A 25,360-nucleotide genomic window follows, 5' to 3' on the forward strand; every position below is an offset into this window, starting at 1 on the left:
TTCGGCCCCGATGCTGATCGGGGCCGCTATGCCTCAACTGTCCTCCACATCGTCGCGGACCTGGCCCCAGGCAACAAGGGTAAAGACCACCGTGCCACCGATGATGTTGCCCACAAGCACCGGCAGGAAGAAGCCAAAGATCGCCTGACCAAGCCCCAAACTACCATGTAAAAGCAGCGCCGCCATCTCGACTGACCCCGCGACGATATGGGTGAAATCCCCCGCCGCGATCAGCCAAGTAAAGGTCAGGATCAGGAAAAACGCCGTCTCATCCGCCTGCGGAAGCATCCAAACGATCAGCGCCACGATCACGCCCGCCGGGATGCCACGCCAGAACGCCTCCGACAGCCCCATCCCGGTGGCATGTTCCGAAAGGCTGATAATGGCAGGAAGGATGTTTTCGGGAATGGCAGGCGTATAGATAAACAGCGCCGCCGCCGCAAAAGCCCCGACGACATTCGCCCCCAGCACCACGCCCCACAGCCGCAACAGACTACAGAGCACTCTGACGCTGCGCTCCTGCATCAGCGGCAAGACGGTGGTGATGGTGTTTTCGGTAAACAGCTGCATCCGGCCCATGATGACCGCAATGAAACCCAAGGAATAGCCGAGATTCTCCAGCAGGAACCGCCACTCGGCATCCGGCAGATAGGTCCGGAAAATCGCCTCGCCCAAGACCGAAAGACTGATCAGCATTCCTGCCGATATCCCCGACCAGATCAGCGACCGATTGGTGCGGTTCAACTCGTCACGCCCCTCGCGGCGGATCACCTCATAGATCAGCTTGGGCGACAGCGCCGCCGCCTCACTGACAGAGCGTTCTTCCGCCTCTTCCTGCACGGCAGAGGTCGTGGGCTTTTTCTGGATCAGTGGGGCCATTCGCGTTCTTCCTGAAATTCATGGACATAATGAACATAGCCCGCCGCGGCCCCCCGCACAGTAAAAAGACCCTAACCAAACACCGGACCGCCAGCGGCTCCCCCGCCCCCCTCTTCACCTTCATCCTTTCTCAAATACCGATCCCGCACCCTCAACCAGCCGGATCGGCCGCGTTCGCCCCACCGGCCCGCAAGGCCAACCCCTCGACAATCGCCGTAAGCGCCGCCCCCCGATGCAGGTCCGCCCGTGGGAACCGCGCCCGCATCCCGTCTTCGACCACTGCCATCAGGCTCGACCCGCCGACAAAGATCAGCCGGTCCACCGCCTCGGGCGCGAGGCCTGCGTTCTGCGCCGTTGCCTCCGCCGCATCCCCCATCTGCGCGGCGAGTTTCGACAGCCGCTTGCGCATCCAATCGCGGGGCAGGGGCAATGTCGCGCGGGGTTTGAGCATCGAGACGTCGATCATTGGTTCTGCATCCCCTTCGGCCCCTGCGGCATTGGCGCGTATTTTGCCCGCTTCGACAGCAAAGGCGAGGTCATGGCCAAGCTCTTCGTCAAGCACTTTGACCAACCGCGCCAGACGCTTGGGATGTTCGGCGTAGCGATGCAGTTCCGCCGCCGCCTTGCGGGTCTCCGGCCCATAGAGAAACGGGATTTTCGCCCAAGTGGCCAGATCGTTAAAGATCGCATTGGGCGCAATATGGGTGTCGCCTCCGAAAGCGTGGCGAATTTCGCTGCCCATGCCAAGCTGCGGCATCACCCGCCCGATCGACAGGGACCGGTCGAAATCGGTCCCGCCCAGCCGAATACCGTGGCTTTCCAGAATGTCGATCTCATCATTCCCCCGCTGCCGGAACAGCGTGAAATCCGAGGTGCCGCCGCCGATATCGATCACCAGCCCCAGATCTCCCGGATGCAAGGCCGCGCGATTGGCGATCGCGGCGGCTTCGGGTTCGTTCATGAAGTCCACATGCGCGAATCCCGCCCGACCATAGGCCTCGCACAGGTCCGTCAGGGCTTGGGCATCGCGGGCGTCATCGGCTGAGTGAAAGCGCACCGGGCGGCCTGAGAGCGCCCTGTCGAAATGCATGCCCGTGGCGGTTTCGGCCTGTGTTTTGACCCGCGCCAGAAACCGCGCCACGATGTCGATAAAATCGAGCCTTTCGCCCAATAGCACCCGCCGTTCGCGCATCAGCCGGGTGCCGAGCAGGCTTTTCAATCCGCGCATATAGCGGCCCTCGGCCCCGGCCAGCAGCGCGTCGGAGGCGGCGGCGCCGATCCGCATTTCCTTTGCCTCGAAATCAAAGAACACTGCCGTCGGAAGGGTCTGTGCCTCGGCCTCCAGCGGGATCAGTTGCGGGGTGCCGCCGATGGCGATGCCCGCCGCGGTGTTGGAGGTTCCAAAATCAATCCCCAGCGTGGCCATGATGTTCTCCTGACGCCTTTTCACGGTCGTTCCGATGCGCGGCGCGCCCGTGCAAAGCACCCGCGATACCCTTCTCGCGCAAGCTTGGCAACGAAGGCTGGCGCGCCGCGCGGCTTTTGGCTAGCCTCGCAAAAAATACGCCAATATGGGAGACTTTCATGAACCGTTTGAACCGCTTGATGACCGGTGTGGCCAGCGCTGCATTGGCCGTTGCCGCCACGACGGCCCTTGCCAAGGAGGACATCACTGTCGCCATGCAGCTTGAGCCGCCGCACCTCGATCCGACCTCCGCCGCTGCGGGCGCTATCGACTCGGTGCTTTATACCAATGTTTTCGAAGGGCTGACCCGCTTCATGGGCGATGGCTCTGTCGTGCCGGGGCTGGCTGAATCTTGGGAGATTTCCGAGGACGGTCTGACCTATACCTTCAAGCTGCGTAAGGGGGTCACTTTTCACGATGGCTCCACGATGGATGCCGAGGATGTGAAATTCACCCTCGACCGGATCAATGCCGAAGACAGCGCCAACGCGCAAAAGGCACTTTATTCCGCGATTTCCGAGGTGAATGTCATCGACCCGCAGACCGTTGAGGTCAAACTGAGCGAGCCAAACGGCAACATGCTTTTCAACCTCGCTTGGGGCGATGCGGTGATCGTGGCGCCGGAATCGGTCGAGACGATCAAACAGACGCCAATCGGCACCGGCGCGTTCAAATTTGAGAACTGGAACCAAGGTGACAAGATCACCCTGACCCGGAATGAAGACTATTGGGGCGAAGCGCCCGCGCTGGCCAGCGCGACGTTCAAGTTCATTTCGGACCCGACAGCGGCTTTCGCTTCCGTCATGGCCGAGGATGTCGATGTTTTCACCGGCTTTCCCGCGCCCGAGAACATTCCCCAGTTCGAAGCCGACCCGCGATTTCAAGTGCTGATCGGCTCGACCGAGGGCGAAACGATCCTGTCGATCAACAACCAGCGCGAACCTTTCGATGACGTTAAAGTGCGCGAGGCGGTGGCCCATGCCATCGACCGGCAGGCGATCATCGACGGTGCGATGTTCGGCTATGGCACGCCCATCGGCACCCATTTCGCACCGCATAACCCCGATTACGTCGACCTGACGGAGATGAGCAGCTACGATCCCGAAAAATCCAAGGCGCTGCTGGCCGAGGCCGGTTTCCCCGATGGGTTCGAGACGACATTGCATCTGCCGCCCCCCTCCTATGCCCGCCGCGGGGGGGAGATCATCGCCGCGCAGCTGGCCGAGGTCGGCATCAAGGCGCAGATCACCAATGTCGAATGGGCGCAGTGGCTGGAAACCGTGTTCAAAGGCAAAGATTTCGGTCTGTCGATCGTCAGCCATACAGAGCCGATGGACATCAACATCTATGCCAACCCGGACTATTACTTCCAGTATGACAATGCCGAATTCCAGTCTCTGATGACTGAGTTCAACAAGACGGCAGACCCTGCTGCGCGGAGCGAGATGCTGGCCAAGGCGCAGCGCATCATCGCCGAAGACTACGTGAACGGTTACCTGTTCCAGCTTGCTTTCCCGACGATTGCCAAGGCCGGTGTCGAAGGGCTTTGGGTAAATGCGCCGACGCAGGCGACGGATCTGACGGGTGTCAGCTGGGCGGAGTGATCTGAAAGGATCATGTCCAAGCATTAAAAAGGGCGCGCCTAAAGGCGCGCCCTTTGTAGTGAGATGCGAAGACCTATTAGTCTTTGCCGCGCATGCCGGCCGCGGCTTCGCTTACCAGCGCATCGGGGTTCTGGTTGCAGACGACCATGAAGTCTTCCATTTCCTGTTGCATTTCCGTGTCGGCCATCTCGTCGGCTGCTTCAGAATCTTCGACAGCTTTTGTGTCGTCGATCAGGGAATCTTCGGTCTCTTCAGCGTCAGTCGCTTCTTCCGAGGTGATATCGCTCGGTTCGGAACCGTCGTTCTTGGTTTCGGTGATCAGGGAGCCACCGTGGCCGCCATCTTCCAGCTCGGCAATTGCCATGGAGGCGACTTTCATTTTGTCTTCATCGCTCAGTTCCTGATACTGGGCGCAGGTCATGGTGGCCATGTCCATATGAGCAGCGGCGAATGCGGGTGCGGAAACGGTGCCCAGAAGGCCGGCGATCGCAAGTGTTTTCAAAGTCGTTTTCATTTTTCAATCTCCAGTTTTGTCTGTTCTCTCGAAAACAACACCGCATAACCGATATGGTTCCAGCGCATGGCAATAAGCCCCGCGAAATCCGCGCTCAAAGGGGCTAAGGGCATGTCACGAATTGATTCTTTCGGCGATTGCGGGGGGCGCAGCTGACCGAACTTCCCAAAATCGACCATTTTCCTCATTCTTGCAGGGAAACTGCACGCGGGCTCTGGACCCTCCCGAGCGTGCCGCCTAACCTCCGCGCTATGTTGCGCTATGCGTTGAAAAGATTTCTCTCCTTGCTCATCAGTCTCGCGGTTGCGTCGCTGGTGATATTCATGGTGATCGAGGTCGCCCCCGGCGATCCGGCGTCCTTTATGCTGGGCTTGAATGCCCAGCCCGAAACACTGGCCGCGCTGCGCAGTGAACTGGGGCTCGATCAGTCCCGGCCAGAGCGTTATCTGGAATGGGTCGGTGGCATGTTGCAGGGTGATTTCGGCACCTCCTACACCTATCGCACCCCGGTGACCGAGATGATCGGTGACCGGCTTTGGGTCTCTGTGCCCTTGGCGCTCTATGCGCTTTTCCTCTCTGTCATCGTGGCCTTTCCGGCGGGCATCTATGCCGCTTCGCGCCGCGGTCGGGCGGGGGATGTGGGCGTGATGGGGGCGACGCAATTGGGCGTGGCGGTGCCGAACTTCTGGTTCGCCATGATCCTCGTGCTGATCTTTTCGATCAATCTGCGTTGGTTTTCGGCGGGTGGGTTCGTCGGCTGGGACAAGGGGCTTTTCGCCGGGCTGCACGCGCTGACCCTGCCCGCCATCGCGCTGGCCTTGCCGCAGGCGGCGATCCTTGCGCGGGTCATGCGCTCGGCCCTGCTGGATGTGCTGGGCGAAGACTTCATGCGGACCGCGCGGGCCAAGGGGCTGACCGCGCGGCAGGCGCTTTGGCGGCACGGGCTGCGCAATGCGCTGATCCCGGTGCTGACCATCATCGGCTTGCAGTTCTCGTTCCTGCTGGCCGGGTCGATCATTATCGAGCAGGTCTTTTACCTGCCGGGGCTGGGGCGGCTGGTGTTTCAGTCGATCTCGGCGCGGGATTTGATCGTGGTCGAGTCGGTCGTCATGCTCTTGGTCTTTTCGGTGATCCTGGTGAACTTCCTTGTCGATCTGGCCTATGCTGCCGTCGATCCCCGGTTGAGGGCCCGCACATGAACCGCAACCTGCTGCTTGGGGTCGTGCTGACCTCTGTCTTTCTGCTCGCCGCGCTGATCTCCTTTGTCTGGACGCCCTATGACTATGCCGGGCTTGATATCGCGAACAAACTGCGTAGCCCGTCGTTGGCGCATCCGATGGGGACGGATCACTTTGGCCGCGACATCCTCAGCATGATCATGGTCGGCGCGCGCACCTCCATCGCCGTGGCGCTGGTGGCGGTGGGCATTGGCATGGGCGTGGGCGTGCCGTTGGGGCTTTGGGCCGCGGCGCGGCGCGGCAGCCTTGTGGATGAGGTCATCATGCGCGGCAATGATCTGGTCTTTGCCTTTCCGGCCATCGTCATCGCCATTCTGATTACGGCGGTCTTTGGCGCCGGGGCGATCAATGCGATCATCGCCATCGGCATCTTCAACATTCCCGTTTTCGCCCGGATCACCCGTGGTGCGGCGCTGTCGCTCTGGCAGCGGGAGTTCATCATGGCAGCACGGGTGGCGGGCAAATCCGCCGCGCGTATCTCGTTCGAGCATATCCTGCCCAATGTCGCCAATCTGCTGATCGTGCAGGGGACCATCCAGTTCTCTTTGGGCATTCTGGCCGAGGCGGGTCTGAGCTATGTCGGCCTCGGCGCGCAGCCGCCGGTGCCGTCTTGGGGCCGGATGCTGGCCGATGCGCAGACCATGGTTAGCATCGCGCCGCATATGGCCCTGATGCCCGGTTTCGCAATCATCCTGACGGTGCTGGGGCTGAACCTGATGGGTGACGGGCTGCGCGACCTGCTCGATCCCCGCCTGAGGGTGGCACGCACATGACGCTTCTGACCGTTTCCAATCTTTCGCTCTCGATTCACGGGCTGCGCATCCTTGATGGGGTGACCTTTTCCGTCGCACCGGGAGAGATTGTGGCCGTGACCGGGGAAAGCGGCTCGGGCAAGTCGATGACCGCACTGGCGGCGATGCAACTCTTGCCCAAGGGCGCGAGGACCACCGGGCATATCATGCTGGGCGACGACGATCTGACCCAGATGGACGAGGCAGCGCTCTGCGATATGCGCGGCAATGACATCGGCATGGTGTTCCAAGAGCCTATGACCGCGCTCAACCCGGTGCAAAGCATCGGTCGCCAAGTGGCCGAAACCATCCGCGTGCATGAACCCGGCGTCTCGCGGGCCGAGGCTGAGGCCCGCGCTGCCGATACGTTGACCCGCGTCGGCCTGCCTCAAGACCGCTTCCCCCTGTCGCGCTATCCGCATGAATTGAGCGGCGGCCAGCGCCAGCGGGTGGTGATCGCCATCGCCATCGCCCTGCGCCCCCGCCTGCTGATCGCCGATGAGCCGACCACCGCGCTGGATGTCACCACGCAGGCGCAGATCCTCGCCCTGTTGACGCGGTTGGCGCGCGAAGACGGCATGGGGCTGTTGATGATCACCCACGACCTTGCCGTCGTGGCGGATATGGCCGACCGGATTATCGTCATGCGCAAGGGGCAGATCGTCGAACAGGGGGAGACGCAGGCCCTGCTGCACAACATGCAGCACCCCTATACCAAAATGCTTTTCGCCGCCTCCCGCCATGAGGTGAACCTGCCCGCGCCGCCCGCGCCTCAGCCCCTGCTAGAGGTCAAAGGCGTCTGCCGCGATTACCATCTGCCGCGCAAGACACTCTTTGGCGCGCCCGGCACGTTCCGCGCGGTGGACAACCTCAGCTTTACCCTAAACCGGGGGGAGCGTTTGGGGCTGGTCGGGGAATCCGGTTGCGGGAAATCGACCCTGACCCGGGCGATTTTGGGGCTGGAGGCGGTTCAAGAGGGCAGTATCACTGTCGATGGCCAGCCAGTCTTTACCGGGACGCAGCCGAACCTTGCCGTGCGGCGCAAAATGCAGGTGGTGTTTCAAGACCCCTTCGGCAGTTTCAACCCGCGCCACCGGGTCGACCGTTTGGTGACCGAGCCGTTTCACCTGCTCGACACCCCGCCGCAGGGGGCCGAGCGAACCCGCGCGATCGACGAAGCCTTGACCGCCGTGGGACTGCGCCCGGCGGATGCGCGGAAATACATTCACGAATTCTCCGGCGGTCAGCGCCAGCGGATCGCCATTGCCCGGGCGCTGATCATCCGGCCCGAGTTGATCCTGTTCGATGAGGCCGTCAGCGCGCTGGATGTCTCGGTCCGGGCGCAGATCCTCGATCTGCTGGCCGATCTTTGCAGCCACTATGACCTGACCTATCTTTTCATCTCGCATGACCTGTCGGTGGTGCGCACGGTGACGGATCGGGTGCTGGTGATGCAGTCTGGCAAGATCGTCGAGGCCGGAGAGACCGCGCAGGTCTTTGACGCGCCGCAGCATGACTATACCAAATCGCTGATCGCCGCCGCGCCGGTTCTGCCTGACCTGTCCCAGCCCGTCGGATAGGCTTTGCGGCCCCAGGGGTCAGCCGCATTGATTGCGATGAAAAACCGACCTAACGTGAAATCGGGGATTCCCGCCACAGGGGCATGTCTGCTCGCGGTCTGAATGGCGTGTGAAGAATTTCCCAGCCCAGTCAATTGCCTGAAGGCTGCGGCGCTCTACTTGTGCATGCAATGGTGTCCGCCTAAAGGGTGGTCCGCCAATTATAACAATGGGAGACATCTTATGAAAATGTTCAAAATGCTCGCGATGACCGGTGCCATGGTGGCCGGCACTGCGGCTATGGCGCAGGAAAAATTCATCACCATCGGGACCGGTGGTCAGACGGGCGTTTACTTTGTCGTCGGTCAGTCGATCTGCCGTCTGGTGAACCGTGGTACCGCGGATCACAACCTGAAGTGCACCGCGCCCTCCACCGGCGGGTCGATCGCCAACATCAACGCGATCAAGGCGGGCGACATGGACATGGGCGTGGCCCAGTCCGACTGGCAGTTCCACGCCTACAACGGCTCCTCCCAGTTCGAGGGTGACAAGTTTGACAAGCTGCGCGCGGTCTTCTCCGTGCATGGTGAACCCTTCAACGTCATCGCCCGTGCCGACAGCGGCATCGAGTCGTTCGATGACCTCAAAGGCAAGCGCGTCAACATCGGCAACCCCGGTTCCGGTCAGCGCGCCACCATGGAAGTCGTGATGGACGCCAAGGGCTGGACGCTGGACGATTTCGCACTGGCCTCCGAGCTGAAACCGGCTGAGCAAGCCGCCGCTCTGGGCGACAACAAGGTGGATGCGATCATCTACACCGTGGGTCACCCCAACGGTTCGATCCAAGAAGCCGTGTCGACCATCGACGCCAAGCTGATCCCCGTGGATGGTGACGCCATCCAAGGTCTGATTGACGACAACCCCTATTATGCCGAGGCCACCGTGCCGGGCGGCATGTACAAGGGCACCGACGAAGACGTGAAAACCTTCGGTGTGAAAGCTACCTTTGTGACCTCTGCCGATGTTGACGACGAAGTCGTTTATCAGGTGGTCAAAGCGGTTTTCGACAACTTCGACCGTTTCAAGCGTCTGCACCCTGCCTTTGAGAACCTGACCCAAGAGGAAATGATCTCGGGCGGTCTTTCCGCGCCGCTGCACCCCGGCGCCGAGAAGTATTACAAAGAGCAAGGTTGGCTCGAGTAATCTATCCGTGACATGATAGCTCTGGCGGCGGTACGCTGCCGTCAGAGGCCCGAAGAACAATATGCGCATCCGCCCCAAGGTGGAGCCGACAGGGGGACGATATGTCTGAGAAGGACCAGCAAAAGGCGGCGGCTGTCGAAACCGCCGCGACCGGTGACCGGGGCGGATTGAGCCAGGCGGAACTGGACGAACTTGTCGCTTCTTCCGATACGGGTGGGCGTTCTGTCAGCGGGTTAATGGGCACATTGCTGTTGTTAGTGGCCTTGGCTTGGTCGCTGTTCCAGCTCTACATCGCCTCGCCCATCGGCCTTTTCAACGATACGCTGGCCCGCTCCATCCACCTTGGCTTTGCCGTATTCCTTGGCATCATGGTGTTTCCGGCCACGCGCACCAGTTTTCAGGTGGCGCTTGGCGTCATCGTTCCCATCGTTCTTGCCGCGCTCTTTATGGCCAGCACGAAAGACTCCACCGCCATCTGGTGGATCCCGATCCCGGCGGCCTTTGTGGTCGCGACCGTGCTGCTTGGCTCACCCAAGAACCGCATTCCGATTTGGGAATGGGCCTTGGCCATCGTCGGCACCTTTTGTGCGCTGTATCTCTTTATCTTCTACCGTGACATCGCCAACCGCGTCGGCGCGCCGATCCTGCCGGATTATATCGCAGGGGTGACCGGCCTGTTGATCCTGCTCGAAGCCACCCGCCGCGCCCTTGGGCCTGCGCTGATGATCGTGGCGAGCGTCTTTCTCTTCTACACCGTGCTTGGCCCCTATATGCCCAGCATCATCGCCCATAAGGGCAACAGCCTTTCGGAGATCGTGAACCACCAATGGATCACAACCGAAGGCGTCTTCGGCATCGCGCTTGGTGTGTCGACCTCCTTCGTCTTCCTCTTCGTGCTCTTCGGTTCGCTCTTGGACCGTGCGGGCGCGGGCAACTACTTCATTCAAGTTGCCTTCAGCCTCATGGGCCACATGCGTGGCGGCCCGGCCAAGGCGGCGGTCGTGGCCTCGGCCATGACCGGCCTGATCTCGGGCTCTTCCATTGCCAACGTGGTGACCACGGGCACCTTCACCATCCCGCTGATGAAGAAGGTGGGCTTCAACTCCGAGAAGGCTGGCGCGGTCGAGGTGGCTTCGTCGGTCAACGGGCAGATCATGCCGCCGGTGATGGGGGCTGCGGCCTTCCTGATGGTCGAATATGTCGGCATTCCCTATTTCGACGTGGTCAAACACGCCTTCCTGCCTGCGGTGATCTCATACATCGCGCTGGTCTACATCGTGCATCTTGAGGCGATGAAAGCCGGGATGCAGGGTCTGCCGCGTGCCTATACGCCCAAGCCGCTGGTGCAGCAGCTTATCGGCATCGCCTTTGCAATCATCGCGATCTGCGCGCTGTCCTTCGCGGTTTACTACCTGATGGGCTGGATCCGCCCGGCCTTCCCCGAAACGGCGGGCTATATCATCTTTGTCTTCCTCACGGCGGTCTATGTCGGCCTGCTCTACGTGGCGAGCAAGGAAGAACCGCTTGAAATGGAGGACCCCAACGCCGAGGTGACGACCCTGCCGATGCCGGGGCCGACTGCGCGTTCCGGTCTGCATTTCATCTTGCCCGTCGTGGTGCTGGTCTGGGCGCTGATGGTGGACCGACTGTCGCCGGGCCTGTCGGCCTTTTGGGCCGCGGCCTATATGATCTTTATCCTGCTGACGCAGCGCCCGCTGATGGCGATGTTCCGGGGTGAGAGCCAGTTCCTGAATGATGTCAAAGCCGGGTTCCTTGACCTGATCGACGGTCTGGTCACCGGCGCGCGCAACATGATCGGCATCGGCATCGCCACGGCGACAGCGGGAATCATCGTGGGCGCGGTCAGCCAGACCGGTGTCGGCTCGGCGCTCGCGGACGTGGTCGAGGTGCTCTCGGGCGGCAATATCCTTGCCATCCTGTTCCTCACCGCGATCCTGTCGCTGATCCTTGGCATGGGCCTGCCCACCACGGCGAACTATATCGTGGTCTCGGCGCTGCTGGCGCCGGTGATCGTGACGCTGGGCCAGCAGAACGGGCTGATCGTGCCGCTGATCGCGGTGCATCTCTTCGTCTTCTACTTCGGTATCATGGCCGATGTGACCCCGCCGGTGGGTCTGGCGAGCTTTGCCGCCGCCGCCGTCTCGGGCGGTGATCCGATCCGCACCGGTCTGGTCGCTTTCTTCTACTCCCTGCGCACTGCGGCGCTGCCGTTCCTGTTTATCTTCAACACGGAATTGCTACTGATCGGGGTCACATGGGGGCAGGGGCTGTTCATCTTTGTGGTGGCCACCGTGGCCATGCTGCTTTTCGCGGCGGCGACCCAAGGCTGGTTTTTGGCCCGCAACCGTTTCTATGAAACCATAGCGCTGCTGCTCATCGCCTTTACCCTGTTCCGCCCGGGGTTCTGGATGGACATGATCTATCCGCCCTATAGCGAGGAAGCCCCGACCGAAATCGTGCAGGCCGCCGAAGAAACCCCCGCAGGCGAACGGCTGCGGCTGCGCATCTCGGGCGTGAACGATCTGGGCGATCCGCTGGAGTTCGTGGCGCTGCTGCCCATCGGCGAAGGTGAGACTGGGGCCGAGAAGCTGGAGGCCGCGGGGCTCATGTTCCGCGAGGATGGCGACAAGATGATCATCGACGATGTCCTCTACGACAGTCCGGCGCAGGGCGCGGGCCTTGATTGGGACCAAGAGGTGCTGCGGGTGCTGAAGCCGATGCCGCAACCCAGCAAGTACTGGATGTTCATCCCCGCCCTGCTACTTCTGGCGTTGGTGGTCTTCTTGCAACGGGGCCGTGCCGCGCAGGCCCCCCGTAAGCCTGCGACAGCATAAGGAGAGCGCATCATGTTCGATAACATCCTGCTGACCGTTGATCTGAGCGACCCGAAATCATGGGAAAAGGCCCTGCCGCAGGCGATCGACATGATCCGCCTCTCCAAAGGCACGCTGCATATCCTCTCGGTCGTGCCGGACATGGGCACGCCGCTGGTCGAAGGGTTCTTTCCCGCAGATTACGAGAAACAGGCGACGGGCCGCGCGGCCAAGGCGCTTGAGCAGTTGGTCGAACGTGCGGTGCCTGATGACGTAAAGGTGAAGCAGCACCTGAAGTTCGGCAAGATCCACCGCGAGGCACTGAAAACAATAAAGAAATCAAACGCCGATCTGGTGGTCATGGGGTCCGAGCACCCCGACAGCCTGCGCGAATTCCTCGTCGGGTCCAACGCCGACCGCATTGTGCGTCGTTCGCCTGTTTCCGTTCTGGTCGTGAGGGCGTAAGACACGTGCGTCGCGGAGATAGGCAAGGAAATGGTCCATTGCGCCGCGTAGTTCGGAGTATTCACGCATGACCCCTTTCGCGATTGCCGGCGTGCAGATGTACGTCAATGCCTTGCAGCCCAATGTCGAGGGCATGATCCAGCGGCTCGACATCCTGATGGCGCGTTTCCCTTGGACGCAGATGGTGCTGTTTTCCGAACTGGCGCCTTTCGGCCCGCTTGACCGGTTTGCCCTGCCGCCCGAGAATGAGACGATCGAACAGTTTCAGGCTGCCGCCCGGCGCCACCGGGTTTGGCTGATCCCCGGTTCGATGTTCCTCAAGCATCCCGAAGACGGCCGCGTGTATAACACCTCGGTCGTCATCAACCCCGAAGGCGAAGTGGTGCGCCGCTATGCCAAGATGTTCCCCTTCCGGCCCTATGAGGCCGGGATCGCGGCGGGCAATGAGTTCTGTATTTTCGACGTGCCGGATGTGGGCCGCTTTGGCCTGTCGATCTGCTATGACATGTGGTTCCCCGAAACGACGCGGCAGTTGACCTCGCAGGGCGTCGAGGTGCTGTTGCACCCGGTTTTGACTGGCACCACGGACCGGGATGCGGAACTTGCCATCGCGCGCGCCACGGCGGCGCAATTCCAGTGCTATATCTTCGACGTGAATGGCCTTGGCGCCGGGGGTGTGGGCCGCTCCTGCGTGGTCGATCCGACTTCGATGGTGCTGCACCAATCGGCGGGGCAGGAGGATATGTTCCCGATCGAGATCGACCTCAATATGGTGCGCCGTCAGCGTGAGACGGGGATGAAGGGGCTGGGCCAACTGCTGAAATCCTTCCGCGACCGTCCGACAGACTTCCCGGTCTATGACCGTGACAGCGGCGCAGATGCCTTCCTGCACACCCTTGGCCCGCTCGAAATTCCGCAACAGGGAAGCCGCGCGGGGCTGCATGTCGACGTGCCCGCCCAGCAGGTGCCTGCCGAGATTCCGACCTATAAGGGCAAGAACGGTTTCCCGCCTGAGCCGCTTGCCAGCCCCACCGCCGGGACGGCGCCCGAGGTGGCGCAGACACCGGCGCCCACGGCCCCCGCGGCGGCCATGCCAGATACACATACAACGCCCGATACGCCCGGGCAGAACGACAATACCAGCGGCTAGGCCGAGGTTAGGTTCGCGCAAAGCGCTACCTGAAGCATCGGTCGGCCCTCAAGCAGAGGACGACTGATGCATTCTATGAACGACTATTCCTCGGCCATTCAACTGCGGTCGGATCGGTGGAGCGCCCTGCGCGCCGCCGCCGCTGCCATGTCGCGCGATCCGAAGGGCAAGGGCGCGGCGGAGGGGCGCAGGGAAATCGAGGCGCTGTTTGAGTCACTGGCCCTGATCGAGCCCTATTGGGCCTTTCCGAGCATGTCCGCCTTTGACCACATGCGCCGCCAGTTCGCCCATGGCAATTACGAGGATCTGGCCTTTGCCGTGAACCGGGTGACCCGCGCGCTGACCACCGGCGCCTATCGCCGCCGCACCATTCCGCTGGAACGCGACAGTCTGGATCAGGACGAGCATGATGATGAGGCCATGCTGCCGCCCGAGGCGCGGGCGCTGGCCAAGCCCTATTTCGAAGTGCTGATCGTCGATAATGTGAACGAACAGCAGGAACGCTGGCTGCGCAGCAACGTCACCCGCATGCGCCGGACCGAAGACCCGTTCATCTACGAAGCCGTGGTGGTGCCCAGCCTCGAAGACGCACTGATCGCGGTGATGTTCAACCACAATATCCAAGCCATCGTCGTCCGCCCCGGTCTGACGTTGAAATCGAAGGTCGATCAACAGATCCTGACCCGCTACCTCGCCCGTGCGGGGGGGCGGGCTGAGATCGACGCGCTTGAGCCTGAAAGCTACGGCCCCGAGCTCTGCCGGATGATCGCCAAGGTCCGGCCCGAGCTTGACGCCTATCTGGTCACCGAACGCTCGGTCGAGGATATCGCGGGGCTCGATCTGGGGATTTGTCGGCGGGTCTTCTACAATCAAGAAGACTTCATGGAGTTGCACCTCAACATCCTGCGCGGGGTGCAGGCGCGCAACAAGTCGCCTTTCTTCACCGCACTGGTGGAATATTCCAAACAGCCCACCGGCGTTTTCCACGCCATGCCCATCAGCCGCGGCAAGTCGATCACCCGCAGTCACTGGATTCAGGACATGGGCGCGTTCTATGGGCCGAATATCTTTTTGGCAGAGACTTCCGCCACCTCTGGCGGACTGGACAGCCTGCTAGAGCCGCATGGGCCGATCAAGGAGGCGCAGGAACTGGCCAGCCGCGCCTTCGGCTCTAAACAGACGTTTTTCGCCACCAACGGCACCTCGACCTGCAACAAGATCGTGGTGCAGGCACTGGTGCGGCCCGGCGACATCGTTCTGGTCGACCGCGACTGCCATAAGAGCCACCACTACGGCATGGTGCTGGCGGGCGCGCAGGTGAGTTACCTCGACAGCTATCCGCTCAACGCATACTCGATGTATGGCGCGGTGCCGCTGCGCGAGATCAAGCATCGGCTGCTGGAGCTTAAGGCGGCGGGCAAGCTTGATCGGGTGCGAATGCTTTTGCTGACCAACTGCACCTTCGACGGGCTGGTCTACAATGTCGAACGGGTGATGGAGGAATGTCTGGCGATCAAGCCCGACCTCATCTTCCTCTGGGATGAGGCGTGGTTCGCTTTCGCCCGGTTTAGTCCCACATATCGCCAACGCACCGCGATGAACGCGGCCAATACCCTGCGGGCGAAGTTCAAGTCCGAGGCCCATGCCGCCGCCTATGAGGCGCAGCAAAAGACCCTGAAGGACGCGGATGATAAGACCCTGCTCAACACCCGGCTGATCCCCCCGCCGCAGGCGCGTGTGCGGGCCTATGCCACGCAATCGACCCACAAGACGCTGACCTCGCTGCGGCAGGGCTCGATGATTCATGTCAACGATCAGGACTTCAAAGGCGAGGTCGAGCAGAGCTTCCACGAAGCCTATATGACCCACACCTCGACCTCACCGAACTACCAGATCATCGCCTCGCTCGATGTGGGGCGGCGGCAGGTGGAGCTTGAGGGCTTCGAGTTCGTTCAGCGTCAGGTCGAGGCGGCAATGTCGATGCGCCGTGCGATCAGCGAACACCCCTTGCTGCGCAAGTATTTCAAGGGGCTGACCGCAGGCGACATGATCCCCGAGACTCACCGCGAAAGCGGGGTGACCAGCTATTACGACACCGAACAGGGCTGGACCGACATGTGGGATTGCTGGGAGCAGGACGAATTCGTGCTCGACGCCACCCGCGTGACACTCGCCGTGGGCGGCACCGGCTGGGATGGCGATACCTTCAAGACCCAGATCCTGATGGATAAATACGGCATCCAGATCAACAAGACCTCGCGCAATACCGTGCTGTTCATGACCAACATCGGCACCACGCGTTCGTCCGTGGCCTATCTGATCGAAGTGCTGGTGGAGATCGCCAAGTCGCTCGACGATCTGCTGGACGATGCCAGCCGGATGGAGAAACTGTCCTTCGATCGCCGCGTCACCAACCTGATGGAGAACTACCCGCCGCTGCCGGATTTCAGTTGCTTCCACGAAGCCTTCCGCGCCGCCGATACGCCCGAGGGCGACATTCGCACGCCCTTCTTCCTCGCCTATGATGAGAAAAACTGTGAATATCTCGACCTGAACGGATCCTTGCAAGAGGTGATGGACGCGGGCGACACGGTGGTCTCGGCCAGTTTCATCATCCCCTATCCGCCCGGCTTTCCGATCCTCGTCCCCGGACAGGTCGTCAGTCAGGAAATTCTCGACTTCATGCGCGCGCTCGACGTGAGCGAGATCCACGGATACCGGCCCGATCTGGGCCTACGTGTCTTTACCGCGGAGGCACTGAAACGCGTGCGCCGCAAAGACCTTTCTTCTTCACCCGTTTGACCAAAAGGACCTACGACATGGCAAAAATTCTCAAGAATATCTCCGAAATCCGCCGGTTCTTTCACCGAAACGAGGATCCGGTTTATTTCATCTCGGCCACGAACTTTAACCTCTTGGGCCTCGATGAGTGGGTGAAAAATTTCAAATATATCTGCTACATCGACTGCTACGGCGGCAAGCATCCCAACGTCTTTTGCCCCTCGGAACAGCCCCATGCGGAGTTCCAGAGCATCGAGGACATCAACAACTACCTGCTACAGCACAAGGAGGTCATCGACTTCGTCAAGCGCCGCGGCGGCAAGCCCAAGTTCGTCTTCCTGATGTTCGACGAAGAGACCGAGCGTCTGTCCAAGGAGCTCGGGGCCGAGGTCTGGTTCCCGAAAGCGAAACTGCGCCAGTCGATGGACAACAAGATCGAGACGGTGCGCATCGGCAACAAGGCCGGCGTGCCGTCGGTGCCGAACACGCTCAGCGAGGTGGAAAGCTACGAGCACCTGCGCAAGATGTGCGAGAAGGCCAATCTGGGCCATGACCTCGTGCTGCAATCAGCCTATGGCGATAGTGGCCATACCACCTTCTTCATCAAGTCCGAGGCCGATTTCCGCCGCCACGAGAGCGAGATCGTCGGCGAGGGCGAGATCAAGATCATGAAGCGGATCGACTGTCGTGGTGCCGCGATCGAGGCCTGCGCCACCAAGGAGGGCACCATCGTCGGCCCGCTGATGACCGAGCTTGTCGGCTTCAAGGAGCTGACCCCCTACCGCGGCGGCTGGTGCGGCAACGAGATCCTCGCCACCGCCTTCCCGCCCAAGGTCCGCGAGAAGGCCCGCGATCTGACCTTCAAGTTCGGCGAACAGCTGCGGAAAGAGGGTTATCGCGGTTATTTTGAATTGGACTTCCTGATCGACAAGAAGACCGGCGACCTGTGGTTGGGGGAGTTGAACCCGCGGATCACCGGGGCAAGCTCGATGACGAACCACGCGGCTTTCGCCCATGCCGATGCGCCGCTGTTCCTGTTCCACCTGCTGGAGTTCAGCCGCAAGAAATTCACTCTCGACGTGGATGAGTTGAACGCCCGCTGGGCCGATCCGGACAATATCGACGGCTGGAGCCAGATGGTCATCAAACACACCGAGGACAGTGTCGATATCTGCACCGAAGCGCCAGAGACCGGGATCTACAAGATGAAGGAGGACGGCACGGTGGTCTTTGACCGTTTCGACTATCACCGCCGCGCGGTAGAGAGCGAGAACGAAGCCTTCTTCCTGCGCATCTTGCAACCGGGTGATTATCGCTACGAGGGCGCGGATATCGGTATCCTCGTGACGCGGGGGCGGTCGATGACCAAGTCTTTCCAGTTGAACGAACGCGCGAAAAAGTGGATTCATGGGATCAAACGCAGCGTGGATGGCAAACCCTTGCCCACCGCCTCGGCCGGTCCAGAGCTTTCTGATCCGGCGTTCAAGATCCTGTAGCAAGACGAAAGGCCGCGATGTATTGGCGCGCATTGTCCGAAGACCAGCCCGGCCCGAAATGGGCTGGACTCTTCGCGGCCTATTGGCCTGATTACCACGCATGGTGGCTGAAGGAGGGGGAGGCCGCGCGCCCGACCTATGCCCAGTGCCGCCGTGCGCTGGCCCAGCATATGCCCGAGATGCTGCCGCTCTATGACCAGCTTTGCAGTCTTGCAGGCGGCGGCGATCACGCGGCGCGCTTTCTCAGTTTCTACTGTCCGCCGCCCTATCTGTCGGCCTGTTCGCAGGCGATCTGGGCGGGGAAAGAGCCGGTCATGGTGCGCAACTATGACTATAACCCAAATGCCTTTGACGCGATGGTGCTGCGCACCGGTTGGCAGGGGCGGCAGGTCATGGGCACCTCCGACGGGCTTTGGGGGCTAGTCGATGGGGTGAACGATGCAGGGCTGTCGATCTCGCTGACCTTTGGCGGGCGGCGTGTAGTGGGCGAGGGCTTCGGTGTGCCGCTGATCCTGCGTTATGTTTTGCAGACCTGCGAAACCGCGCAAGAGGCAGGCGAGGTGCTGGCGCGGGTGCCCACGCATATGAGCTACAACGTGACCGTGCTGGACCGAAAGCGCAACTATCTGACGGCTATGATGGCCCCCGATCGCCCCGCTGTCATCACCCGTGCCGCAGTGGCGACCAATCATCAAGAGAATGTGGAGTGGGTCAGCCACGCCCGCTTTACCGCCACGGTCGAGCGGGAGCGCTACCTTTTGCAACGTCTGCGTCTGCACCGCGACCCGGAGGAGAAGTTCATCGGCGCCTTCCTCAAGCCGCCGCTTTATTCCACGGCCTTCAACGCGGGGTTCGGCACGCTTTACACCGCCGTCTACCGTCCGCGCAAACGCGAGATGGAGTTGCGCTGGCCCGGCACGACATGGGCGCTGTCGCTGTCGGATTTCACCGACGGGGCGCGGCAGGTCTTGGTGCCGGGGGCGGCATGAGCGGGGCGGCGCGCAAAGGGCCGCTGTCCTCGCTCAGGGTGGTGGAGTTTTCCGGCCTTGGCCCCGCGCCACTGGCGGGGCAATTGCTGGCCGATCTGGGCGCGGATGTCATCACGGTTGACCGCAAAGCCGCCCCGGCGGACCCGTCGGACATCAACCGGCGCGGCAAGCGGTCGGTGGTCTTGAACCTGAAAACCGCCGAAGGGATCGCCGCGGCGAAGGCGCTGATCGCCTCTGCCGATGTGCTGATCGAAGGGTTCCGCCCCGGCGTGATGGAGCGTTTGGGCCTTGGCCCTGACGCCTGCCCCGAAGCTCTGATCTATGGTCGGATGACGGGCTGGGGCCAGACCGGCCCTTGGGCGGAAACGGCGGGGCATGACATCAATTATTTGGCTCTCACAGGGGCACTTCATGCCATGGGCCGCGCCGATGCGCCCCCGGTGCCGCCCTTGAACATGGTGGCGGATTACGGCGGCGGGACGATGTTTTTGCTGTTCGGCATCCTTGCGGCTGTGATCGAGCGCGGGGTGACCGGTAAGGGCCAAGTCGTCGACGCCGCGATGGTCGATGGGGTGCCTGCGATGATGGGGCTGATCCATGGTATGCTGGCCCAAGGCGCATGGACCGAAGAGCGTGCCGCCAATTGGCTCGACGGGGCCGCGCCGTTCTATCGGTGTTACACCTGTGCGGATGGGAAATTCATCTCGGTCGGGGCTTTGGAGCCGCAGTTCTACACGATCTTGCTAGAGAAGTTGGGCCTGCCTGCGGCGCTTGCCGAGAGCCAGAACGACAGGACGACATGGAAGGCGCGTATCGCCGATTTCGCCGCGATCTTCGCCACGCGCGCCCGGGACGACTGGGCGGCGCATTTCGACGGCTCGGATGCCTGCGTGGCCCCGGTGCTCAGCTTTTCCGAAGCGCCGGACCATCCGCAGATGGCGGCGCGGGGCAATGTGGTGAGGGTCGATGGCGTGTTGCAATCGGGCCAAGCGCCGCGTTTCGGCGCCACTGCGCCCCAGATGCCCAGCCCCCCGCGTGCCATTGGGGCCGATACCGATGCGCTGCTAGACGAACTTGGCCTGCCGCGCGACCGCGCATGAAAAACCCCCGGCCAAAGGACCGGGGGTAAGTCTCGTCACAGAGGCAAGGCTCAGGCCGCTTTGCGGTCATGTTTGCCTTCTTCGATTTCCTCAACGATCTTACCGACGAAAGCGTCGAGATCCTCGGGCGATCGGCTGGTCACGATGCCTTGGTCGGCCACCACTTCGCTGTCTTCGTAATGCGCACCGGCGTTCTTCACATCCGTCGCGATGGAGGAGTAGCAGGTCGCCTTGCGGCCCTTGATGATGCCCGCCTCGATCAGCAGCCACGGGGCGTGGCAGATGGCGGCGACGGTCTTGCCGCTGTCGTGGAACTTGCGGATCAGAGCCACCGCGTCTTCGTTGGCACGCAACAGGTCGGGGTTGATTTGGCCACCGGGCAGCACGATGCCCTGGTAGTCGTCGACGTTCACGTCCCCGAGGGCGAGGTCTGCAGGCACGGTGTTGCCCCAGTCATCTTCGTCCCAGCCCTTGATCTCATTACCGTCGGGCGTGGCCACATGGACGGTGGCGCCGCGGTCGCGCAGATCGTTCAGGGGTTTTTCCAGTTCGGACTGCTCAAAGCCGTTGGTGGCGAGGATCAGGATCTTTGCATTGGTGATATCAGTCATTGCTTTCTCCTTTGTCATTTCTGCTGGACCAACGGTCTGCTTGGGCCCCTGTTCCCCTCACATTCGCGCGAGGGCGATGATCCGCCGGTGCAGATGCGCCACAGGGCGGTGAATATTTGTTGATACGTCGAAGGGCGGCATCATATATGCGTTCAGAATGGATCGCCCCGACACCCCCCTTGCCGAATTGCCCATAGACGAATTGATCGTCTGTCCGCAATGCGACGCCGTCTATCGGCTGCGCCGCCCCGCCCATGGGGAGCGGGCGAGTTGTGAGCGGTGCCATACCGCCCTGATCACGCCCCGCAGGAACGCCGGGTTGCAGATCATCGCCGTGGCGGTGGCGGTCATGGTCTTGATCATCGGGGCGGCGGTCTTTCCTTTTCTCACCATCGACGCGGCGGGGGCCAGCAACGCGGTGTCGGTGCTGGATGCGGCCCTTGCCTTTTCCGGCGGGCCGATGATCTTCTTGTCATTGGCCACGGCGGCGCTGATCTTTTTCATCCCGCTCTTGCGGGTGTTGCTGACACTCTATGTGCTGATCCCCGTGGTGCTTGATCGCCCGCCCGCGCGCCATGCCGTCGCCGCCTTTCGGCTGTCAGAGGAGCTGCGCCCTTGGTCGATGGCCGAGGTGTTTGCCATCGGCTGTGCCGTGGCGCTGGTCAAAGTGGCCGATCTGGCCGACGTGGGCTTTGGCCCCGCGTTTTACATGTTCGGCGCGCTGGTGATCCTCGTCATCGCGCAGGACAGATTCTTATGCAAATGGTCCGTATGGAATTCTCTGGAACATCCCAAGACATCGTGAGCGCACGGGAGTTGGGCATCGTGGCCTGCACCCGCTGTAACAAGCCTGCGCCGATGGGCACGGCGCTTTGCAGCCGCTGTGGCAGCAAGCTGGTCTCGCGTGACCGGATGAGCCTTCAGCGTGTCTGGGCCTTCTGGACCGTGGGGCTGATGTGCTACATCCCCGCGAATACCTATCCGATGCTCAAGACCCGGACGCTGTTTCAGGTTGAGGAAAGCACCATCATCGGCGGGGCGGTGGAACTGGCGCAATATGGCAACTGGGGGATCGCCTTTATCATCCTTTTCGCGTCTGTCGCCATTCCACTGGCCAAGTTCATGGCCGTGGCCTTTCTCGCGATCAGCGTCAAACGGCGCTCTGTCACCTCGCAGCGGCAGCGGCATTACCTTTACGAAATGGTTGAGTACATCGGGCGCTGGTCGATGATCGATATCTTTGTGGTTGCGATTTTGTCTGCTCTGGTGCAACTCAAGACACTGGCCGCTATCAATCCCGGTACCGCGAGCATCTTTTTCGCCCTCTCCGTGATCTTTACCATGCTGGCGGCACAAGCGTTCGATACCCGCATGATCTGGGACGCTCAGACCAAGGACGAGGGCCTGAAAACCGATGACTAAGACACCTCCCGACCTCCCGATTTCGCCGACCCGCAAGATGTTTCTCAGCGGGGCTTCGGTGATTTGGATCATTCCGATCCTCGCTTTGATCGTGGCGCTTTTCGTGGCCTACCGCTCGTACAGCGAACGCGGCCCGGTGATCGTCATCGAGTTCGAAGAGGGCGCGGGCATCTCTGCTGGAGAGACCGAATTGCGCTTTCGCGATGTGACGGTCGGGGTGGTCGAGAAGGTCGGCTTTACCTTGGGTCTGGACCGGGTGACGGCGCATATCCGCGTCGACAAGGACGTGGCCCCCTATATCGACAACGGCGCGGTCTTCTGGGTCGTGCAGCCCGAAGTCACCGCGCAGGGCATCACCGGGCTCAGCACGGTGCTGAGCGGTGTCTATATCGAAGGGTCATGGGACCAACAGGTCGGCCCGGCGGCGGAGCGCTTTCAAGGGTCATCGACCGAGCCGCTGATCCGTGGCGGCCAAGGCGGGCTTGAGATCGCCTTCCGCTCCACCGCGAACGGCCATCTGACCGACAATGCGCCGATCCTTTACAAGGGCATCGAAGTGGGCCGCGTCGGCTATGCCAAGATCGCCCCGCGCGGCAATTTTGCCATTGTCGAGGCGCTGATTTTCGAAGAGCATCGCCAGTTGATCAATGAATCCACCCGGTTTTGGGACGCATCGGGCTTTAGCGTCAACATCGGCCCGGCGGGGGCCGAAATCGACTTTTCCTCGTTGGCGACCCTTGTTGGCGGCGGCATCACCTTTGACACTTTCGTCTCGGGCGGGGCGCAGGTGTCTGACGGGACGGTGTTTGAGATCTACCCCGACAAGGAAACCGCGCGGAACTCTGTCTTCAACGCCTCCGAGGTCGATCCACTGAAGCTGAGCGTCGTGTTCGACGACAATATCTCAGGTCTGATCGTCGGCGCCCCGGTTGAGATGAGCGGGCTTGAGATCGGTGAGGTCGAGACCCTTTCGGGGCTGGTGGATTTCGAACGTTTCGGCGACAGCCGCGTGCGGCTGAATGCGATCCTGTCGATCCAGCCGGCGCATCTGGGGATGCAGGATGACGTGACCGCCGAAGCCGCTTTGGCCTTCCTGAAAGAGCGTGTGGAAAACGGTCTGCGCGCGCGGCTTGCATCGGCCAGCCTGCTGACCGGCGGTTTGAAGGTTGAGTTCGTGGCCGTCGAAGACGCGCCCGAAGCCTCGTTGAACGAGACGGAGAATGGTCTTGCCTTGATGCCGACCACGGAAAGCGACGTCTCCGATGCCGCGGCCACGGTCGAAGGTGTCTTTACCCGCATCAACAGCCTGCCGATCGAAGAGTTGCTCAACAGCGCGATTTCCTTCCTGAACTCGGCAGAGGCTTTCGTGTCGGACGAAGACCTGCGTGAGACCCCGCAGGACGTGCGCACCCTTCTGGGCGAGTTGACCGGGCTGGTCTCGTCCGAAGAGGTCAAGAACGTGCCGGTCGCTTTGAACGGCACCTTGGTGCGGATCGAAGAACTGGTGGCCCAGCTTGAGGAAGAGCGCATTGCCGAGCGCCTGTCCGCCGCGCTTGAGGGCGCGTCGGAGGCGGCCAATGCGGTATCCTCCTCAGTCGAAGGTGTGCCGGAGTTGGTGGAGCGCATTCAGGCGGTGGCGGCCAAGGCCGAAACGCTTGAGGTCGAAGAACTGGTCGTCGCGCTCACCGATCTTACCGAATCTGCTGACGCAGTGATCGGCACCGAAGATGCGGTGGCCCTGCCGGGCGCGCTCAAGCGGGCATTGGATGAAGTGAACGCCACGCTTGAGGAATTGCGCGAAGGCGGCGCGGTCGAGAATGTGAACCGCACATTGGCCTCGGCCCGCAATGCCGCGGACAATATCGCCGTCTCGGCGCGCGATCTGCCACAGGTGGTCGAGCGTTTGACCGCGCTTTTTGCCCAAGCCAGCCGCACCATCGAAGGCTATAACCAAGGTGAACAGCTCAGCCGCAGCGCCGAACGCACGCTGCGTGACATCCAGAAAGCCGCCGATGCCCTTGCATCTTTGGCGCGGACCATCGAACGTAACCCCAATTCTCTATTGCTGGGACGGTAACGCATGACACTTGCAAGACCCTTGATCACCCTCGGCCTCATGGCAGCCCTGGCGGCCTGTGGCAGTACGGCTGAACGTTTCCCCGTCCGCGCCCCGGCGGTGACAGAGAAGACCCCCATCTCTTTCAGTTCCGTCGAAGTGCGCGATGTCTCATTGCCGACCTATGCCGCCTCCGAGGAGATTTCGGTGCAATTGGCCGATGGCAGTCTGGTCAGCTCCACCGATGTGCTCTGGGCCGATGCGCCCGAGCGGGCCGTGGCGCTGGAGCTTAGCCAGAATCTCGCACGGATGACGGGGCGGCGCATTGCGTCTGAGCCTTGGCCGTTTGAGGCCTTCCCCGATGCCCGGCTCGAAGTGCGCTTTGCCGAACTGGTGGCCACCGAAGCCGGAGAATTCCGCGCCTCCGGCCAGTATTTCGTGGCCGTCCGGGATGAGCGTCGGGAGCGGTCGGGCCTGTTTGACCTCAGCGTGCCGTTCAATCCCGAAGGGGGGGCGAACGCCATTGCCGCAGCGCGGGGGCAACTCGTCCTCGATCTGGCCCGGTACATTGCTCAGAATGGTCTGAAGTAGGGCCAAACGCCGGGCTTTTTCCGCGACGCGCGTTGTTCTGTCTGTTCGGAAAATTCTGAATAGTCTTGATTTGTGCCTCACCTTGTCTATCTACCGTCAACGCACCTGCCGTGGACGGGAAATGATGGATAGCACCGACCAAATCGACCAAGTCCGCGATGACTTCATTACCCGCATGGGGGTGGTGGCCATGGGCGAGGGGCTGCCGCGCATGGCGGGGCAGATCTTTGCGATGTTGGTGTTCGAGGGCGAGCCGATCGCCTTTGGCGCGCTGTCGCGCCGCCTTTCCGTGAGCCGCGCCACGATCAGCACCTCTATTCGCCTGCTCGAAGAGCGGGGGCTGATCCGGCGGGTGAACAAGACGGGCGACCGGCAGGACTACTTTCAACTTGCCGATGACGCCTATGCCGCGATGACGAAATATGCGCTGGCAGGAACCCGCCACGCGAAATCCGAGATTAACGATACGATCAGCAAGCTGCCCGAAGAGGCCGAAGGGGTGCGCCAGAGGCTCGATACTTTCGCCGCCTTCTATGACACGATCAGCGCCGCGCTTGATGACGTAGCAACCCGGGTGAGCAAGCCCAAGAATTGACGCGCGGCCCGATCACG

22 protein-coding genes are annotated in these 25,360 nt (G+C 61.7%); 17 read left to right on the forward strand and 5 right to left on the reverse strand.

The genetic code is table 11. The features are described from left to right. Positions 1-33 precede the first annotated feature (33 nt). Positions 34-879, reverse strand: a complete 846-nt coding sequence (locus ACGYK7_RS01575; protein ID WP_394398368.1) for a formate/nitrite transporter family protein — start codon at positions 877-879, stop codon at positions 34-36. 151 nt (positions 880-1,030) lie between these two features. Further along, positions 1,031-2,305 (reverse strand): Hsp70 family protein, encoded by a 1,275-nt coding sequence (locus ACGYK7_RS01580; protein WP_394398370.1) that lies wholly within the window; start codon positions 2,303-2,305, stop codon positions 1,031-1,033. A 158-nt stretch (positions 2,306-2,463) separates the two neighbouring features. Here ACGYK7_RS01580 and ACGYK7_RS01585 point away from each other — a divergent pair, with 158 nt between their 5' ends. Next, a complete protein-coding gene (locus ACGYK7_RS01585; protein WP_394398372.1) occupies positions 2,464-3,948 on the forward strand; it encodes an ABC transporter substrate-binding protein in 1,485 nt (494 codons plus the stop codon). Positions 3,949-4,024: 76 nt separating this feature from the next. Here ACGYK7_RS01585 and ACGYK7_RS01590 read toward each other — a convergent pair whose 3' ends face one another. Both ACGYK7_RS01590 and ACGYK7_RS01595 read right to left on the reverse strand, forming a co-directional pair. Continuing rightward, positions 4,025-4,462, reverse strand: a complete 438-nt coding sequence (locus tag ACGYK7_RS01590) for an HdeA/HdeB family chaperone (protein WP_394398374.1) — start codon at positions 4,460-4,462, stop codon at positions 4,025-4,027. Then, positions 4,459-4,641, reverse strand: coding sequence for a hypothetical protein (locus ACGYK7_RS01595; RefSeq protein WP_394398376.1), 183 nt, complete (start codon positions 4,639-4,641; stop codon positions 4,459-4,461). The genes ACGYK7_RS01590 and ACGYK7_RS01595 overlap by 4 nt, the downstream gene beginning before the upstream one ends. Positions 4,642-4,713: 72 nt before the next feature. Between ACGYK7_RS01595 and ACGYK7_RS01600 the strand changes: the two genes are divergently transcribed. The 11 genes from ACGYK7_RS01600 (at position 4,714) to ACGYK7_RS01650 (ending at position 20,068) form a co-directional block, all read left to right on the forward strand. Continuing rightward, on the forward strand, positions 4,714-5,661 hold the full coding sequence (locus tag ACGYK7_RS01600; RefSeq protein ID WP_209217004.1) for an ABC transporter permease: 948 nt from the start codon (positions 4,714-4,716) through the stop codon (positions 5,659-5,661). Next, positions 5,658-6,473 (forward strand): ABC transporter permease, encoded by an 816-nt coding sequence (locus ACGYK7_RS01605; RefSeq protein WP_394398378.1) that lies wholly within the window; start codon positions 5,658-5,660, stop codon positions 6,471-6,473. Before ACGYK7_RS01600 ends, ACGYK7_RS01605 begins: the two co-directional genes overlap by 4 nt. Continuing rightward, positions 6,470-8,071 (forward strand): ABC transporter ATP-binding protein, encoded by a 1,602-nt coding sequence (locus tag ACGYK7_RS01610; RefSeq protein ID WP_394398380.1) that lies wholly within the window; start codon positions 6,470-6,472, stop codon positions 8,069-8,071. The genes ACGYK7_RS01605 and ACGYK7_RS01610 overlap by 4 nt, the downstream gene beginning before the upstream one ends. A gap of 222 nt (positions 8,072-8,293) precedes the next feature. Beyond that, complete coding sequence (locus ACGYK7_RS01615) at positions 8,294-9,253, forward strand: TAXI family TRAP transporter solute-binding subunit (RefSeq protein WP_394398382.1); 960 nt, start codon at positions 8,294-8,296, stop codon at positions 9,251-9,253. 101 nt (positions 9,254-9,354) lie between these two features. Then, positions 9,355-12,108 carry a TRAP transporter permease gene (locus ACGYK7_RS01620; protein ID WP_394398384.1) on the forward strand — a complete coding sequence of 918 codons (2,754 nt, stop codon included), beginning with the start codon at positions 9,355-9,357 and terminating at the stop codon, positions 12,106-12,108. A 12-nt stretch (positions 12,109-12,120) separates the two neighbouring features. Beyond that, positions 12,121-12,552: a universal stress protein gene (locus tag ACGYK7_RS01625; RefSeq protein ID WP_394398386.1), complete on the forward strand. Its 432-nt coding sequence runs from the start codon at positions 12,121-12,123 to the stop codon at positions 12,550-12,552. 67 nt (positions 12,553-12,619) lie between these two features. Further along, the gene (locus tag ACGYK7_RS01630) at positions 12,620-13,702 is read left to right on the forward strand and encodes a carbon-nitrogen hydrolase family protein (RefSeq protein ID WP_394398388.1); all 1,083 of its coding nucleotides are present in this window, start codon (positions 12,620-12,622) and stop codon (positions 13,700-13,702) included. Positions 13,703-13,768: 66 nt separating this feature from the next. Beyond that, positions 13,769-16,504: an aminotransferase class I/II-fold pyridoxal phosphate-dependent enzyme gene (locus tag ACGYK7_RS01635; RefSeq protein ID WP_394398390.1), complete on the forward strand. Its 2,736-nt coding sequence runs from the start codon at positions 13,769-13,771 to the stop codon at positions 16,502-16,504. Between the two features lie 17 nt (positions 16,505-16,521). Then, the gene (locus tag ACGYK7_RS01640; protein ID WP_394398392.1) at positions 16,522-17,979 is read left to right on the forward strand and encodes a biotin carboxylase; all 1,458 of its coding nucleotides are present in this window, start codon (positions 16,522-16,524) and stop codon (positions 17,977-17,979) included. Positions 17,980-17,996: 17 nt separating this feature from the next. Beyond that, a complete protein-coding gene (locus tag ACGYK7_RS01645; RefSeq protein WP_394398394.1) occupies positions 17,997-18,968 on the forward strand; it encodes a C45 family autoproteolytic acyltransferase/hydolase in 972 nt (323 codons plus the stop codon). Next, positions 18,965-20,068: a CaiB/BaiF CoA transferase family protein gene (locus tag ACGYK7_RS01650; protein ID WP_394398396.1), complete on the forward strand. Its 1,104-nt coding sequence runs from the start codon at positions 18,965-18,967 to the stop codon at positions 20,066-20,068. Before ACGYK7_RS01645 ends, ACGYK7_RS01650 begins: the two co-directional genes overlap by 4 nt. 50 nt (positions 20,069-20,118) lie before the next feature. On the opposite strand, the gene ACGYK7_RS01655 is transcribed toward ACGYK7_RS01650, so the two are convergent. After that, positions 20,119-20,679: a type 1 glutamine amidotransferase domain-containing protein gene (locus tag ACGYK7_RS01655; protein WP_394398398.1), complete on the reverse strand. Its 561-nt coding sequence runs from the start codon at positions 20,677-20,679 to the stop codon at positions 20,119-20,121. 157 nt (positions 20,680-20,836) lie between these two features. Here ACGYK7_RS01655 and ACGYK7_RS01660 point away from each other — a divergent pair, with 157 nt between their 5' ends. From ACGYK7_RS01660 to ACGYK7_RS01680, 5 genes are all read left to right on the forward strand, one after another. Then, entirely contained in the window at positions 20,837-21,484 is a 648-nt protein-coding gene (locus tag ACGYK7_RS01660) for a paraquat-inducible protein A (RefSeq protein WP_394398400.1), read from the forward strand. After that, entirely contained in the window at positions 21,442-22,101 is a 660-nt protein-coding gene (locus ACGYK7_RS01665) for a paraquat-inducible protein A (protein WP_394398912.1), read from the forward strand. Before ACGYK7_RS01660 ends, ACGYK7_RS01665 begins: the two co-directional genes overlap by 43 nt. Then, the gene (locus ACGYK7_RS01670) at positions 22,094-24,178 is read left to right on the forward strand and encodes an MlaD family protein (RefSeq protein WP_394398402.1); all 2,085 of its coding nucleotides are present in this window, start codon (positions 22,094-22,096) and stop codon (positions 24,176-24,178) included. Before ACGYK7_RS01665 ends, ACGYK7_RS01670 begins: the two co-directional genes overlap by 8 nt. A gap of 3 nt (positions 24,179-24,181) precedes the next feature. Then, entirely contained in the window at positions 24,182-24,748 is a 567-nt protein-coding gene (locus tag ACGYK7_RS01675) for a membrane integrity-associated transporter subunit PqiC (RefSeq protein WP_394398404.1), read from the forward strand. 124 nt (positions 24,749-24,872) lie between these two features. Beyond that, the gene (locus ACGYK7_RS01680; RefSeq protein WP_394398406.1) at positions 24,873-25,343 is read left to right on the forward strand and encodes a GbsR/MarR family transcriptional regulator; all 471 of its coding nucleotides are present in this window, start codon (positions 24,873-24,875) and stop codon (positions 25,341-25,343) included. Positions 25,344-25,360 lie beyond the last annotated feature (17 nt).

The organism is Sulfitobacter sp. 1A15299, assembly GCF_043556915.1.
In the GTDB taxonomy this organism is placed as follows: Bacteria; Pseudomonadota; Alphaproteobacteria; order Rhodobacterales; family Rhodobacteraceae; genus Sulfitobacter.

Bases quoted from the DNA above. Each gene is read 5' to 3' on its own strand.
- ACGYK7_RS01655 (WP_394398398.1), bottom strand. From the start codon at position 20,679: ATGACTGATATCACCAATGCAAAGATCCTGATCCTCGCCACCAACGGC.
- ACGYK7_RS01590 (WP_394398374.1), bottom strand. From the start codon at position 4,462: ATGAAAACGACTTTGAAAACACTTGCGATCGCCGGCCTTCTGGGCACC.
- ACGYK7_RS01670 (WP_394398402.1), top strand. From the start codon at position 22,094: ATGACTAAGACACCTCCCGACCTCCCGATTTCGCCGACCCGCAAGATG.
- ACGYK7_RS01595 (WP_394398376.1), bottom strand. From the start codon at position 4,641: ATGGTCGATTTTGGGAAGTTCGGTCAGCTGCGCCCCCCGCAATCGCCG.
- ACGYK7_RS01605 (WP_394398378.1), top strand. From the start codon at position 5,658: ATGAACCGCAACCTGCTGCTTGGGGTCGTGCTGACCTCTGTCTTTCTG.
- ACGYK7_RS01645 (WP_394398394.1), top strand. From the start codon at position 17,997: ATGTATTGGCGCGCATTGTCCGAAGACCAGCCCGGCCCGAAATGGGCT.
- ACGYK7_RS01675 (WP_394398404.1), top strand. From the start codon at position 24,182: ATGACACTTGCAAGACCCTTGATCACCCTCGGCCTCATGGCAGCCCTG.
- ACGYK7_RS01625 (WP_394398386.1), top strand. From the start codon at position 12,121: ATGTTCGATAACATCCTGCTGACCGTTGATCTGAGCGACCCGAAATCA.
- ACGYK7_RS01585 (WP_394398372.1), top strand. From the start codon at position 2,464: ATGAACCGTTTGAACCGCTTGATGACCGGTGTGGCCAGCGCTGCATTG.
- ACGYK7_RS01575 (WP_394398368.1), bottom strand. From the start codon at position 879: ATGGCCCCACTGATCCAGAAAAAGCCCACGACCTCTGCCGTGCAGGAA.
- ACGYK7_RS01620 (WP_394398384.1), top strand. From the start codon at position 9,355: ATGTCTGAGAAGGACCAGCAAAAGGCGGCGGCTGTCGAAACCGCCGCG.
- ACGYK7_RS01630 (WP_394398388.1), top strand. From the start codon at position 12,620: ATGACCCCTTTCGCGATTGCCGGCGTGCAGATGTACGTCAATGCCTTG.
- ACGYK7_RS01680 (WP_394398406.1), top strand. From the start codon at position 24,873: ATGGATAGCACCGACCAAATCGACCAAGTCCGCGATGACTTCATTACC.
- ACGYK7_RS01600 (WP_209217004.1), top strand. From the start codon at position 4,714: ATGTTGCGCTATGCGTTGAAAAGATTTCTCTCCTTGCTCATCAGTCTC.
- ACGYK7_RS01660 (WP_394398400.1), top strand. From the start codon at position 20,837: ATGGATCGCCCCGACACCCCCCTTGCCGAATTGCCCATAGACGAATTG.
- ACGYK7_RS01610 (WP_394398380.1), top strand. From the start codon at position 6,470: ATGACGCTTCTGACCGTTTCCAATCTTTCGCTCTCGATTCACGGGCTG.
- ACGYK7_RS01640 (WP_394398392.1), top strand. From the start codon at position 16,522: ATGGCAAAAATTCTCAAGAATATCTCCGAAATCCGCCGGTTCTTTCAC.
- ACGYK7_RS01635 (WP_394398390.1), top strand. From the start codon at position 13,769: ATGCATTCTATGAACGACTATTCCTCGGCCATTCAACTGCGGTCGGAT.
- ACGYK7_RS01665 (WP_394398912.1), top strand. From the start codon at position 21,442: ATGGTCCGTATGGAATTCTCTGGAACATCCCAAGACATCGTGAGCGCA.
- ACGYK7_RS01650 (WP_394398396.1), top strand. From the start codon at position 18,965: ATGAGCGGGGCGGCGCGCAAAGGGCCGCTGTCCTCGCTCAGGGTGGTG.
- ACGYK7_RS01615 (WP_394398382.1), top strand. From the start codon at position 8,294: ATGAAAATGTTCAAAATGCTCGCGATGACCGGTGCCATGGTGGCCGGC.
- ACGYK7_RS01580 (WP_394398370.1), bottom strand. From the start codon at position 2,305: ATGGCCACGCTGGGGATTGATTTTGGAACCTCCAACACCGCGGCGGGC.